General features: G+C 67.0%; 9 protein-coding genes. 1 reads left to right on the top strand and 8 read right to left on the bottom strand.

Annotated elements, in window-relative coordinates; genetic code table 11:
• Positions 1-186: 186 nt before the first annotated feature.
• The 7 genes from ACFY1U_RS24910 to ngcE form a co-directional block, all read right to left on the bottom strand.
• The gene (locus ACFY1U_RS24910) at positions 187-1,509 is read right to left on the bottom strand and encodes a sugar ABC transporter permease (protein ID WP_390696318.1); all 1,323 of its coding nucleotides are present in this window, start codon (positions 1,507-1,509) and stop codon (positions 187-189) included.
• Positions 1,506-2,297: an ATP-binding cassette domain-containing protein gene (locus ACFY1U_RS24915; RefSeq protein WP_390696319.1), complete on the bottom strand. Its 792-nt coding sequence runs from the start codon at positions 2,295-2,297 to the stop codon at positions 1,506-1,508. The genes ACFY1U_RS24910 and ACFY1U_RS24915 overlap by 4 nt, the downstream gene beginning before the upstream one ends.
• 252 nt (positions 2,298-2,549) lie before the next feature.
• Entirely contained in the window at positions 2,550-3,650 is a 1,101-nt protein-coding gene (locus tag ACFY1U_RS24920; RefSeq protein ID WP_390696320.1) for a sugar ABC transporter substrate-binding protein, read from the bottom strand.
• 123 nt (positions 3,651-3,773) lie between these two features.
• Complete coding sequence (locus ACFY1U_RS24925; protein ID WP_390696321.1) at positions 3,774-4,973, bottom strand: ROK family transcriptional regulator; 1,200 nt, start codon at positions 4,971-4,973, stop codon at positions 3,774-3,776.
• A gap of 206 nt (positions 4,974-5,179) precedes the next feature.
• Positions 5,180-6,103: a carbohydrate ABC transporter permease gene (locus tag ACFY1U_RS24930; RefSeq protein WP_390696322.1), complete on the bottom strand. Its 924-nt coding sequence runs from the start codon at positions 6,101-6,103 to the stop codon at positions 5,180-5,182.
• A gap of 4 nt (positions 6,104-6,107) precedes the next feature.
• Positions 6,108-7,034, bottom strand: coding sequence for a sugar ABC transporter permease (locus ACFY1U_RS24935; RefSeq protein WP_344401837.1), 927 nt, complete (start codon positions 7,032-7,034; stop codon positions 6,108-6,110).
• Between the two features lie 49 nt (positions 7,035-7,083).
• Positions 7,084-8,538, bottom strand: coding sequence for an N-acetylglucosamine/diacetylchitobiose ABC transporter substrate-binding protein (gene ngcE, locus ACFY1U_RS24940; protein WP_390696323.1), 1,455 nt, complete (start codon positions 8,536-8,538; stop codon positions 7,084-7,086).
• Positions 8,539-8,902: 364 nt separating this feature from the next.
• Here ngcE and ACFY1U_RS24945 point away from each other — a divergent pair, with 364 nt between their 5' ends.
• A complete protein-coding gene (locus ACFY1U_RS24945) occupies positions 8,903-12,706 on the top strand; it encodes a GH92 family glycosyl hydrolase (protein WP_390696324.1) in 3,804 nt (1,267 codons plus the stop codon).
• A 210-nt stretch (positions 12,707-12,916) separates the two neighbouring features.
• Here ACFY1U_RS24945 and ACFY1U_RS24950 read toward each other — a convergent pair whose 3' ends face one another.
• Entirely contained in the window at positions 12,917-13,990 is a 1,074-nt protein-coding gene (locus ACFY1U_RS24950) for a lytic polysaccharide monooxygenase (protein WP_390696325.1), read from the bottom strand.
• Between the last annotated feature and the right edge of the window lie 103 nt (positions 13,991-14,093).

Raw genomic sequence — 14,093 nt, forward strand, 5'->3', positions numbered from 1 at the left:
TCGGCCCCACCCATGACACAACTGTGCCCGGCACCGCCATTGGCACCGGGCACAGATATGGGGGAGGGCCGCCGCAAGCGCCCTACAGGGCCGCCGCAGGCGGCCTTCAGGGGCGCGAGGAACTGCGCGACCAGCCACACACGGCCGGCACCCGCCAATCCACCGCACCCCCACGGCGCAAACGCGCTACGCGCGCCCCGCAGCCTTCTGGCTCCTACGGCTGACGGAGTCGATAACCACCGCACCGAGCAGAACCGCACCCGTGATCATGTACTGGATGGACGTGTTCATGTTCAGCAGGTCCAGGCCGGTCTGGATCGACTGGATGACCAGCATGCCCAGCAGCGCGGACCAGACCGAACCCCGGCCGCCGAACAGCGACGTACCACCGATGACGGCCGCCGCGATGGCGAGCATCAGGGTGTTGCCGCCACCGGCGGTCAGCGTCGCGCTCGCGGTCTGGCCGGCGAAGAACATGCCGCCGATGGCCGCGAACATGCCGGAGATGGCGAACACGGTGATGCGGACCATCGGCACGCTGATACCGGCACGGCGGGCCGCCTCGATGCCGCCGCCGACCGCGAAGACCTTGCGGCCGAAGGTGGTGCGCCGCAGCACGAAGTCGACGATCACGAGGCAGGCGAGGAAGATCACCAGCGCGTTGGAGACACCGGCGGCATTGTTCAGCACGGCCGCGGCCACGAAGGACGCCACACCGAGCAGAGCGACGCGCACGAGGATCTCGCTGGTGGGACGGAAGGGCACCCCGGCGGCCCGGCGGCGGCGCTGCTCGTTGAACTGGCCCACGAGGGACAGGACGACGCCGAGGCCGGCCAGCAGATAGGCGCCGACGATGGCCTGGTCCATGAAGAAGGAGCTCTGGCCGAAGAGGTGCACCGGGCCGGTGTCGGCCGGGATGTTGATGGTGCCGCTGGAGCCCAGCAGCCACAGCATCAGACCGTTCCAGCCCAGGAAGCCGGCGAGTGTCACCACGAAGGCCGGTACACCGATTCTCGCGAAGAAGAACCCGTGCAGCGCACCGATGCCGATACCGGTCAGGATCGTCAGGACCAGCGCGAGCCAGTCGTTCATCCCGTGCTCGACCACGAACACGGCGAAGATCGTCGAGGCCAGACCGCTGACCGAGCCGACGGAGAGGTCGATCTCGCCGAGCAGCAGCACGAACACCAGGCCGATGGCGAGCATGCCGGTGGCCGACAGGTAGTAGCTGATGTTGGAGAGGTTGTCCGCGCTGAGGAAGCGGTCGTTCTTCAGCTGGAAGATGGTCCAGATGATGATCAGGCCGATGACGACCGGCAGCGAGCCCAGCTCGCCGCCCTTCACCTTGCGCTTGAACTCGGTGACGTAGCCCTTGAAGCCCTCTTCGCGGACCAGCAGCCGCGGGTCGACGACGGCGACCGGAGCGGCTGTCGGGTCGTCGGCCGGGGCCACCGTCCCCTGTTCCTCCGGCGCGCTGTCCGTCTTGGAAACCTTGGACGTGTCGCTCACTGTGCCGCCTCCGTGCTGCGACGCCCCGCACGACGGGTCACGGCGTTGTCCGTGGCTCCGGTGATCGCGGCGATGATCTCTTCGTGACTGGTGTCCTTCACGGAGAAGGAACCGTTGTTCCTGCCCAGGCGAAGGACGGCGACGGTGTCCGCGACGGCCTTCACGTCGGCCATGTTGTGGCTGATGAGGATGACGGCGAGGTTCTGCTCGCGCAGCCGCTCGACGAGGTCGAGGACCTGGGCGGTCTGCTCGACACCGAGGGCGGCGGTGGGCTCGTCGAGGATGACGACCTTGGGCTCACCGATCAGGGCGCGCGCGATGGCGACGACCTGGCGCTGGCCACCGGAGAGGCTCGCGATCGGGATGCGCACGCTCGGGATCCGGATGGAGAGCGTGCTCAGCAGCTCCCGGGCCTTCTTCTCCATCGACACCTCGTCGATGACGCCGCGGTGCAGCAGCTCGCGTCCGAGGTAGAGGTTGCCGACCACGTCAAGGTTGTCGCACAGGGCGAGGTCCTGGTAGACGGTCGCGACGCCGAGTCCCTGGGCGTCGTGCGGCTTGTTGATGCTGACCGGCCGGCCCTCCCACTCGATGACGCCGTCATCGATGGGGTGGACTCCGGCGATCGTCTTGACCAGGGTCGACTTCCCTGCGCCGTTGTCGCCGACCAGGGCGACGACTTCTCCGGCGTGGACCTCCAGTTCGACATCGGTGAGGGCCTGGACCGCACCGAATCGCTTGGAGACTCCGCGCAACGCCAGCACGGGCGTAGCGGACACGTGAACCATCTCCTTCGCCGCCTGACCGGCGGGGATGCCGCGCTTGGGGTAGTGCGCGGAGAGGTGTGCGAAGACGCACGAGGTTTACAGGATGAACATGCGCGAATCCGCTGCCCTTGGCAACGGTTCCGTCCGGTGCCCGTCCCGGTAGCGGGGTATGAAAGCCGGGGCGGGCACCGGACAGGCTTCGCGGGACCACCACGGGGCGGTCACGGCTCGAGTGACTGCCCAGGGGTCCGGGCAGTCACTCGGGCTGCTTGCCTACTGGAGGCCGGCGGCCTTGCAGGCCTTGGCGTAGGCGGAGGTGCAGATCTGCTGGACGGTGTACAGACCGTCCTTGACGACCGTGTCCTTGATGTTGGCCTTGGTGACCGAGACCGGGGTCAGCAGCTGGGAGGGCACCTTGTCGCCGGAGCCGCTGGTCAGCGTCGTGGTGGTGAGGGAGGAGATGCTCTTGCCCTGGGCCAGGTCGACCGCGAGCGTGGCGGCCGCCTCGGCCTCCGGCTTGAAGGCCTTGTAGACGGTGCTCGACTGGGTGCCGGCGAGGATGCGCTGGATGCCCGCGAGCTCCGCGTCCTGACCCGTCAGCGGGATACCGGCGATGCCGGCGCCCTTGAGGGTGTTGGCGATACCACCGGCCATGCCGTCGTTGGCGGAGTAGACACCGGCGATGTTCTTCGCGCCGAGCTGGGTGATGGCCGCGGACACCTTCTGGGCGGCGACGGTGTCCTTCCAGAGGCCGGACTGCTCGTAGGCGATGTTCACCTTGCCGTCGAGGGCCTTGTGCGCGCCCTGCTTGAACTGGGCGGCGTTCGGGTCGGCGTCGTCACCGTTGATCATGACGACCTTGGAGCTCTTGGTCGCCTTGGAGCCCAGCGAGGTGAGCAGCGCCTGGCCCTGCAGCTCGCCGACCTTGACGTTGTCGAAGGAGACGTACGCGGAGACCGGGCCCTGCGCGAGGCGGTCGTACGCGACGACCTTGATGCCCTTGTTCACCGCGGTCTGGATGGAGGACTTGATGGCCGCGGAGTCCTGGGCGCTGATCACGATGACCTTGACACCCTTGGTGATCATGCTGCTGACCTGCTGCGCCTGCTTGGCCGCGTCGGCGTTGGCGTTGGCGTACTGCACGGAGCAGCCGGAGCAGAGGGCCTTGACCTTGGCTTCGAAGAGCGGCCGGTCGAACTGCTCGTAGCGGGTCTGGGTGTTGTCGGGAAGAAGCAGGCCGATCGACGTGTTGCCGCCGGAGCTGGTGCTCGTCGACTTCTTGTTGTTGTCGCCGGCCTTACCGCAAGCAGCCACTGCAAGGGCCATCGAGACCGCGGTCGTACCGATCACGACCTTACGCATCGTTGCGTTCATTTTGGGGGTGCCTCCCTGACAGGGCCGCAACGCTGCGGCCGAGGTGGCTGGAAGTCAACTCGGCCACACGTGCGACGTCAAGAAGTAAATACTTAACGAGATGGCAACGGCGTCATGCGTTCTCTAAGTGAAGGCAGGTGTCACCGTCGTCAGGGTGCCGTCCAAAAGGGTCGAATCACCCATCTCGCTGAGCGCGAGAGCGAGCGCTCCGAGCACCTCCGCACGGCCCCCAAGTGCCCCCGGGAGAACGGACAGTTGGCGCGCCGCACTGGGGATGGCGTAGCGGCCGACCGACTCCCTGATCGGCCCGAGCACCAGCTCACCGGCCTCGGCGAGATCACCACCCAGGACCACCCGGCTCGGGTTCAGCAGATTGCAGAGATTGGCAACTCCGGAACCGATGTGACGGCCGACGTCGGCGATCACCCGACGGCAGCCGGGGTCTCCGTCCCTGGCCAGCCGCACGACGCCTTCCATCGTCAGGTCGGTGCCGTGGCTCGACTGGAGCAACGGAAGCACATAGCGCGCCGCCGCAAAGGTTTCCAGGCATCCCCGGTTGCCGCAGCGGCAGACAGGGCCGGATTCATCGAGTGTAATATGTCCGATTTCTCCTGCGGTGCCACCGGGACCCCGATAGATCTTCCCGTTGATCACCAGACCCGCGCCGACACCGCTCGCGACCTTGATGTACGCCAGGTCCTTGACCCCCCGGCCACTGCCCCAGACCAGCTCGCCGAGGGCGCCGAGGTTGGCGTCGTTGTCCACGTGCACGGGCACGCCGAGCCGCCCCCGCAGCTCCTCGGCGGGCTTCGTGCCGATCCAGCCGGGCAGGATCGCGGACGAGCCGAGGGTGCCGGACTCGACGTCGATCGGACCGGGCACACCGAGGCCCACGCCCGCGACTTTGGACCGGTCGACACCGGTTGCTGCAATCAGCCGCTTGACCAGCTCTTCCGCCCGGTCGAAGCCCTGCGCGGAGGAGGCGTCCACGTCCAGCGGCTCGGACTCCTCGGCCAGCACCTGGTGGGCGAGGTTCCCGACCGCGACGCGCAAATGGGTGTGCCCGAAGTCCACGCCGATGACGATCCCGGCGTCGCCGCTCAGGGAGACGCTGCGGGCTCTTCGGCCGCCCGCCGATGTGGGCGTGACCTCGACCGTTCCGCCGTCCTTGAGCTCGCGGACGATGTTGGAGACCGTTGCCGCGGACAGCCCCGTGGTCCTCGCGATCTCCGCCTGCGTGAGTGACCCGGCCAGCCGGACGGCCCGGACGACCCGCTCCAGGTTGGCTCGGTGCAGTGACGACTGCGACCCCGGAGTCTCCACGACGACCTCCTGCGCGCGGGACCGCTTCAATGAGGCCCCGTCTATGTCCAACTAGTGAACTCTAAGCTGAGCCGTTAGGGTCGCCTCCCGTCAAGAGGTTGAACTGTATCCGGGCCGTCGAACACACCCGGACGCACCGCGCACAGACCCGTGCGCGCCGTTCCCCCGCGCTCCGGGGAACGGCGCGCACGCCGGGTGTGGGAGCGCTACTTCAGCGCGCCCGCCGTCAGCCCCTGCACCACCTGCCGCTGGAAGACGATGTACGCCGCCAGCACCGGCAGCATCGCCATCACCAGGCCGGCGAAGAGCCCGGACCAGTCGCCCTTGTACCCCTGACTGGCCGCCAGCTGCACCAGGCCCTGCGTGAGCACGCGCTTGTCCGGGTCGGTGTTGAGCACCGTCGGCAGCATGTACTGGTTCCACTGCCCGAGGAAGTTGAAGATCCCCACGCTGATCAGGCCGGGCTTGGCCATCGGCAGCATGATCTGGAAGAACGTCCGGCTGTGCGAGGCCCCGTCGACGAAGGCCGCCTCCGCGACCGAGGTCGGCAAAGTGCGGAAGAACGCCGTCAGGAAGAAGACCGTGAACGGCAGCGAGTAGGCGATGTAGACCAGGATCAGACCGTGGATGGTGTTCAGCAGGCCCATGTTGTTCACGACGTAGAACAACGGGACCAGCGCCAGCATGATCGGGAAGCTCATGCCACCGATGAAGAGGAAGTAGATGAAGCGGTTGCCCGGAAAGTCGAACCGGGCGAGCACATACGCCGCCATCGAGCCCAGCACCAGCGTGCCGATGAGCGAGCCGCCCACCACCAGGATGGTGTTGAGGAAGTAGTCGCTCATGTTGGCGTCGGTCCAGGCCCGCGCCCAGTTGTCGAAGTGCAGCTTGTCCGGCAGCGCCCAGGGCGAGCTGAAGATGGAGCTGTCGTCCTTGAAGGAGGTCATCACCGCCCACAGCAGCGGCAGGACGACCATGAACGCCCACAGGACGAGCATCCCGTGGGAGAAGACGTTGAGGACGTTGCCCTCCTTCTTCTCCTTGCGGGGCACGACGCGCGGGACGTCGACCTTGGAGACGGAGGCACCGGACTCGGCCGGTACGGAGGCGGGGGTGTCGGTCGTCTTCATCTGATCAGTACTCCAGCCGCTCGCGCCGGCCCAGCCGCATCACGATCGCCGCGAAGGCCAGCGTGACGATGAGCAGGGCGACGCCGATGGTGGTCGCGTAGGCGGCCTGTCCGTCGCGGAACGCCTTCTGGTACACGTACAGGACCATGACGGTGGTCGAGTAGTCGGGACCGCCGGGCCCGGTCGTCATGATCTGTACGACCGCGAACGACTCGGCTCCCAGCGCGAGGATGCCCATGTAGACCCAGCCGGACTGCACGGTGTCCCACAGCAGGGGCAGGGTGATCCGGAAGAACGTGCTGACGCGGCTCGCCCCGTCCAGCAGCGCGGCCTCGTACAGGTCCGCCGGAATGGAGGCCATACCGGCGGAGAAGAGGACCACGAAGAACCCGACCGAGGACCAGACCAGCACGGCCATCACACACCACAGGGCCAGGCTCGGGTCGCCGAGCCAGAGCGGCTGGACGCTGTCGAGCCCGATGCCCCGCAGCAGGGAGTTGATCGCGCCGCTGTCCGGGTTGTACGCGAAGGCGAACAGCAGGGCGACGATCGCGATCGAGAGCACCTGCGGGAAGAAATAGACGATTTTGTAGAAGGACGAACCGCGGACACCGGAAATCACCGGGCCGCCCCGCCTTCTGCGTCCGCCGACATTGATCATGAAGGCGAAGAACAGCGCCAGACTGATCGTCACCACCGGCAGCACCAACGCGAACAGCAGGCTGTGCTGCAACGACTTCCAGAAGATCTCGTCGTCGAGCATCCTTTTGTAGTTGTCGAAGCCGACCATCTTGAATTCGGGGCTCAGACCGGTCCAGTCCGTGAACGAGTAGTAGATGGACTGGATGAACGGCCAGACGACAAACAGCGCATAAAGCCCCAGGGGCAGCGCCAGAAACCCCACGATGAACCGGTACTTGCCGTGCTGCATTACTACCTACCCCGATCTCTGGGCGGGTGCTGCCGCTGGTGACGGACCCTCACTGGTGCTTGTAGTGCTTGATCGACGAGTCCTTGGCGGCCGCGTCGGCGAAGCCCTGGATCTTCTTGATGGCTTCGGCCGGGGTGCTGCGGCCGGCCATCATCTCACCGAGGCCCGCCACACCGATCTGCTCCTTCTGCAACTGGACGTACCAGTCCTGCAGGCGCGGATTCAGGACGTTGTCCCCGGCCAGCTTCAGCGCCGCGACACCGGACTTCAGGCCCGGGGTCAGGGAGATACCGGTGGTGCCGCCGTTGAACGCGGTCAGCGACTTGACCTTGGTGGTGAAGTTCTTCGAGGAGGCCTCGCTGAGCATGATCCGCAGCTGCTCCATGCCGCCCTCGGGGTTCTTCGCCTTGGCCGGGACGATGAAGGGCTCGCCGCCGGAGGCCCAGATCGTGCCGAAGGGCATCTTGTCGGAGCTGTCGATGCCGGTGGGCGCCGAGACCGCCAGATTGAAGTCGGCGGGGATGACGTTCGCCGACTCGTTCTCCACCCAGGAGCCGTTCGGGATGAACAGCGCCTTGCCCTTGGCCCAGGCGGTCTGCGACTGGATGTGGTCGAGACCGGGGGTGCCCTTGAGGATGTAGCCCTTCTTGTAGAGCTCGTAGTAGGCGTCGAAACACGCCTTGACGGCCGGGTGCTTCCAGGCGTTCGGCTCCAGGTTGTCGATGGCGTCGAGGACCTCGCGGCCGCCGACCTTGCCGATCATCGGGTAGAGCGAGAAGGGGATGTAGTACGGGTACTTGCCCGCGTACGTCCAGCCCGCCATGCCCTTCTTCTTGGCCTTCTCGCACACGGCGAGCATCTCGTCCCAGGTCTTCGGGTACTGCGCGTCGAGCGAGTCCAGCGCCTTCTGCGAGTACCAGACGCCGTACACCGTGTAGGCGTAGTACATGATCCAGACCGGGTTGCCGTCGAACTGGCCCATCTCCACGATGCCGGGGCGCAGCGTGTCGCGGACCTTCTTGTTCGGGTCGTCGTAGGACGGGGCGTCGAGCAGCGGGGTGAGGTCGGCGAGCTGGCTCTTGCCGACCAGGACGCCCATGTCCATCTGCTCGGCGCCGGAGTTGTCGATGAGGTCCGGCGGGGTGCCCTGGTTGAAGCGCGGCTGGAGCGTGGACTGGATCTTCTGGGTGGCGGAGAACTTCACCTTCACCTTGGGGAAGTTCTTCTCGTAGATCTTCACGGCGTCCTGGGCGTACTCCTTGCCGAAGCCGCCGTCGAACAGGACGAACTCCATGCCCGCGGTGTCGTTCACGCCCAGCGGGTTCTTGGCGGTCTTCTTGCCCGCCTTGGCCTTGCTCTCGTTGCCGCCGCCACCACTGCTCGCGCAGGCCGACAGGAAACTCATCGTGGGTACGGAGATCAGTCCGAGCGCGGCGGACCGCTTGATCAGATCGCGGCGGCCGACACCCGCGTTTCCGGTGTTCTCGGCGGAAGTGGATCCCATGCTCAAGTCCTCGCCTTCTCCAGGACTCAGGCGGTGAACCGGATCCTCCCCGGCACCGCGGTCAGGTCAGCAGGGTCGTGCAGGAAGTGCGGATGGTGAAGAACGGATCGGGTGAATCGCCGACAGGTATAGTCCACTTCCCGCCAACGGAGCAAGATCGAATGCAGGGTTGGCCAATGGTCTTATCCGAGTTGAGACCTCCAGGAAATATGAGGCGCCTGTGGCCACCTTGCCGGAAAAATCTGCGACATACGCCCCGAATGCCACAGTCAACACCCTTGACATCACTGTGCACTTGACCCACTACTGGTCTCTGCGCGTCCTAGTTGACAACGTTGTCCAAGAGCGCAGGAGGTGCTTGCGCATGCGGCACAGAGCTCGGCACAGATGGGGTCCGGCGGTCGTGATCACGGCCGCCTTTGTCATGGCGGTCGGCTCGCAGGGGGCGGCGGTCGCCCTGCCCGGCGCGCCGCCCAAGGCCGACCGGGAGTTCGCCTCCTCCTTCGAGGCGGGTGATCCGGCGCCCGACTGGCTCAACACCGTCGACACCGCGGCGGACGGCAGCAAGCGGGCCTTGGGGGTCGACGGCGGCTACAGCACCGGCATCCCGGGCAACGTGACCGACCATGTCACGGACGTACGCGCCAGCGCCGAGAACACGGACGGCGGCGAGGTGAAGGAGAACCTCGTCGACGGCGAGTCCGGCACCAAGTGGCTGACCTTCGCGCCCACCGGCTGGGTCGAGTTCGACCTGGACAAGCCGATCAAGCTGGTGACATACGCGCTGACCTCGGCCAATGACGTCGCCGAGCGCGACCCGAAGGACTGGACCCTGCAGGGCTCCACGGACGGCAAGGACTGGAAGACCGTCGACACCCGCTCCGGCGAGTCCTTCTCCGAGCGTTTCCAGACCAGGTCGTTCGATCTCGCCGAGCCGGCCGAGTACCAGCACTTCCGGCTCGACATCACGAGGAACAACGGCGCGGACATCCTGCAGCTGGCCGATGTGCAGTTCTCCACGGGCGGCAGCGGCGGCCCCGTCCCGCAGGACATGCTCTCGCTGGTCGACCACGGCCCGAGCGGGTCGCCCACCGCGAAGGCGGGCGCCGGGTTCACCGGAAAGAGAGCGCTGCGTTACGCCGGACGGCACACCGCCGACGGGCGGGCGTACTCGTACAACAAGGTCTTCGACGTGAATGTGGCCGTCGGCCCGGGCACCCTGCTGTCGTACCGGATCTTCCCGTCGATGGCGGACGGGGACCGCGACTACGACGCGACGAACGTGTCGGTGGACCTCGCCTTCACGGACGGCACCTACCTGAGCGATCTCGGCGCGCGGGACCAGCACGGGTTCACGCTGTCACCGCAGGGCCAGGGCGCCTCGAAGGCGCTCTACGTCAACCAGTGGAACAACGTGGCCGCGCGGATCGGATCGGTCGCGGCCGGAAAGACGGTCGACCGGATCCTGGTGGCGTACGACTCCCCCAAGGGCCCGGCGAAGTTCCGCGGCTGGCTGGACGACATCGCGATCAAGCCGGTCGCGCCGGAACCACCGAAGGCCCATCTGTCCGACTACGCGCTCACCACCCGCGGCACCAACTCCAGCGGCGGCTTCTCGCGCGGCAACAACCTCCCCGCGACCGCCCTGCCGCACGGCTTCAACTTCTGGACGCCGGTGACCAACGCGTCCTCGCTGAGCTGGCTGTACGACTATGCGCGTGCGAACAACGACGACAATCTGCCGACGATCCAGGCGTTCAGCGCCAGTCATGAACCGAGCCCGTGGATGGGCGACCGGCAGACCTTCCAGGTGATGCCGTCCGCCGCGCCGGGCGCCCCTGACACCGGCCGTCAGGCCCGTGAGCTGGCCTTCCGGCACGAGAACGAGACCGCGCGGCCGTACTACTACGGGGTGCGGTTCGAGAACGGGCTGAAGGCCGAGATGGCCCCGACCGACCATGCTGCGGCACTCCGGTTCACCTACCCCGGCGACGACGCGAGCGTGATCTTCGACAATGTGACCGAGCAGGCGGGGCTCACCCTCGACAAGGACAACGGGATCGTCACCGGCTACTCGGACGTGAAGTCCGGGCTGTCCACGGGCGCGACCCGGCTGTTCGTGTACGGCGTGTTCGACAAGAAGGTGACGGACGGCTCGTCGAGCGGGGTCAAGGGCTATCTGCGCTTCGACGCCGGCGACGACCACACGGTCACCCTCCGCCTCGCCACCTCGCTCATCAGCATCGACCAGGCCAAGGACAACCTCCGCCAGGAGATCCCGGACGGCACGTCCTTCGACGCGGTCAAGGACCGCGCCCAGCGGATCTGGGACCGCCTGCTCGGCAAGGTCGAGGTCGAGGGCGCGACGCCGGACCAGCTCACCACGCTGTACTCGTCCATGTACCGGCTGTACCTGTACCCCGACTCCGGCTTCGAGAAGGTGGGGTCGACGTTCCAGTACGCCTCCCCGTTCTCCCCGATGCCCAGCCAGGACACGCCGACGCACACCGGGGCGAAGATCGTGGACGGCAAGGTGTACGTCAACAACGGCTTCTGGGACACCTATCGGACGACCTGGCCGGCGTACTCGCTGCTGACGCCCGGTCAGGCGGGCGAGATGGTGGACGGGTTCGTGCAGCAGTACAAGGACGGCGGCTGGACCTCGCGCTGGTCCTCCCCCGGCTACGCGGATCTGATGACCGGCACCTCCTCGGACGTGGCGTTCGCGGACGCGTACATCAAGGGCGTGAAGTTCGACGCGAAGGCGGCGTACGAAGCGGCCGTGAAGAACGCGACGGTCGTCCCGCCGATGTCGGGCGTGGGCCGCAAGGGCATGGCGACCTCGCCCTTCCTCGGCTACACCACGACCTCCACCAACGAGGGCTTCTCATGGGCGATGGACGGCTACAACAACGACTACGGCATCGCCCGGATGGGCCAGGCCCTCTACCGGAAGACGGGTGACCAGCGGTACAAGGAGGAGTCCGAGTACTTCCTCAACCGCGCTCAGGACTACGTCAACCTCTACGACAAGTCGGCCGACTTCTTCCAGGGCCGAAACGACCAGGGCGACTGGCGACTCGACGCGTCCAGGTACGACCCACGGGTGTGGGGCTACGACTACACCGAGAGCAACGGCTGGGGTTACGCCTTCACCGTCCCGCAGGACACCCGGGGCCTGGCGAACCTGTACGGCGGCAAGGGCGCGCTGGCCAAGAAGCTGGACCAGTTCTTCTCGACCCCGGAGACGGCCGACCCGCAGTTCGCCGGGTCCTACGGCGGCGTCATCCACGAGATGACCGAGGCGCGGGACACCCGGATGGGCATGCTCGGGCAGTCCAACCAGCCCGCCCACCACATCCCCTATCTGTACGACGCGGCCGGACAGCCGTGGAAGACGCAGGAGAAGGTGCGCGAGATCCTCTCGCGGCTCTACACCGGCAGCGAGATCGGCCAGGGCTACCACGGCGACGAGGACAACGGCGAGCAGTCGGGCTGGTACCTCTTCTCGGCCCTCGGCTTCTACCCGCTCGTCATGGGCAGCGGTGAGTACACCATCGGCTCCCCGCTGTTCACCAAGGCCACCGTGCATCTGGAGAACGGCCACGACCTGGTGGTCAAGGCACCCGGGAACAGCCGGACGAACATCTACGTCCAGGGCGTGCGCTTCAACGGGCAGGCGTGGAACTCGACTTCGCTCCCCCACTCGCTGCTCGCCAAGGGCGGGGTCCTGGAGTTCGACATGAGCGCGAAGCCGTCCTCGTGGGGCACGGGCAGGAACGCGGCGCCCGTGTCGATCACCCAGGACGACAAGGTGCCGACGCCGCGCGCGGACGTGCTGAAGGGTGCCGGGCCGCTGTTCGACGACACCTCGGCCACGGACGCGACGGTGACCTCCGTCGACCTCCCGGTCTCCGGGCCGGTCAAGGGCCTTCAGTACACGCTGACTTCGTCCGCGGACCACACGAGGGCGCCGACCGGCTGGACGCTCCAGGGATCGGACGACGGCGGCACCACCTGGCAGACCCTCGACAAGCGGTCCGGCGAGTCCTTCACCTGGGACCGGCAGACACGCGCGTTCACCGTGGGGGCCCCGGGGACGTACGGGAAGTACCGGCTGGTGCTGGACGGAGAGGCGGTGGTGTCGGAAGTCGAACTGCTGGCCTGAATACCAGTGTTGGGGGCCTGCCCGCGTCAACTGGTTTGACAGGGTTGTCGGTTGAGGCGGTAGGGTCTTGTGTAGACCACGCGACAACGTTGTCGTCGCATTCCGTGTCACCACAGGCCAACACCCCCGGGCAGGTACTCCCCCGGCCTGCACCGGCTCGCGGACCCGGTGGAACGACCCATCACCACCGGGTCCGCCCAGAGCGGCGTTTCAGCCGACCCGGCAGGGCAGGCTCGTCGCCGTGTCACCGCCGTCGCCCGTGACGACGTATCCGAAGGTCGTGCTCTTCCCCGGATCCAGCGAACCGTTCCAGTCGGCGTTGTGGACCATCACGTCCTGGCCGTTGTAGGTGGCGTTGCCGTTCCACAGACTGTCGACCTTCTGGCCGCCCGGCAGCGGCCAGTCGACCATCCAGCCGAGCATCGGGACGTCGCCGATGTTGGTGACGGTCACCTCGGACTGGTAGCCGCCGTTCCAGCTGTTGGTGGTCCTGCGGACGGCCTCGCACTTGCCCGGAACGGGATCGGTCGGGTTGCCGGGGTCATGGATGCCCGTGACCTCGCCGTTGCCGCCGTCGAAGACGACGTCGGAGCAGGAGTAGAAGGTCTCGGCGCTGTCCGAGCGCTGCCAGACCATGTAGATGATGTGGCGGCCCGACTTGTCGGCGGGCAGCCGCCCCGTCCAGGAGTAGTTGGCCTCGACCGTGCCCGGGGTGCCGTTGAGGGGCGGGTGGTCGACGGTGAGGAAGGGCTTGTCCTCGATGTCGTCCCAGGTGAGGGGCTTGGTCGGGTCGAAGCCGTCCTTGGTGATGTAGACGTAGAACCAACCCGGGTGCGCGGCCCAGGCGTTGTACGAGAAGTCGACGGTCGCGCCCGAGGTGAGATGGGTGAGCGGCCAGTCGTTGCGCGGCGCGTTGAAGCCCGTGAAGTTGGGGTTGCCGCCGCTGCACAGCTGACCGTCCGGTACGAAGCCACGGGTGCGGCCGGCTCCGTCGGAGCGCAGCACGGAGAACCAGTTGTAGAACGGCGTGGTCCCGCTGACCTGTTGGGCCGCCTTGCAGGCCGGGTTGACCGGTTTGATCTCACCGGTGCTGGTGAGGCCGTCCTGCCAGCACAGAAAGGTACGGCTGCCGGGCTTCATGGGAGTGCCGTGGGCTTGCGCCCTGCCGCCCGCCGTGACGACGAGGGCGAAGGCGGGGATGGTGGCGAGGAGCGAGACGAGGACGAAGAAGAGAGCCCTGGTGGTTAATCGGCGCGCCGGTCGGCGCGGTTCTGTCAGGATCATGACACTTACATCCTTCGAGTACGGCCGGGTGGATGCGGGGTGCAGGTGTGGACGGGGTGGGGGCGCCTCAGGGCGGCGGGTTCCGGTCCGCCGCCCCGAATGG

The sequence above is a fragment of the Streptomyces sp. NPDC001351 genome, from assembly GCF_042896045.1.
Classification (GTDB): domain Bacteria; phylum Actinomycetota; class Actinomycetes; order Streptomycetales; family Streptomycetaceae; genus Streptomyces.

Coding starts and splice junctions, on each gene's coding strand:
- ACFY1U_RS24915 (WP_390696319.1), bottom strand. CDS start 2,297: ATGGTTCACGTGTCCGCTACGCCCGTGCTGGCGTTGCGCGGAGTCTCC.
- ACFY1U_RS24920 (WP_390696320.1), bottom strand. CDS start 3,650: ATGAACGCAACGATGCGTAAGGTCGTGATCGGTACGACCGCGGTCTCG.
- ACFY1U_RS24930 (WP_390696322.1), bottom strand. CDS start 6,103: ATGAAGACGACCGACACCCCCGCCTCCGTACCGGCCGAGTCCGGTGCC.
- ACFY1U_RS24935 (WP_344401837.1), bottom strand. CDS start 7,034: ATGCAGCACGGCAAGTACCGGTTCATCGTGGGGTTTCTGGCGCTGCCC.
- ngcE (WP_390696323.1), bottom strand. CDS start 8,538: ATGGGATCCACTTCCGCCGAGAACACCGGAAACGCGGGTGTCGGCCGC.
- ACFY1U_RS24945 (WP_390696324.1), top strand. CDS start 8,903: ATGCGGCACAGAGCTCGGCACAGATGGGGTCCGGCGGTCGTGATCACG.
- ACFY1U_RS24950 (WP_390696325.1), bottom strand. CDS start 13,990: ATGATCCTGACAGAACCGCGCCGACCGGCGCGCCGATTAACCACCAGG.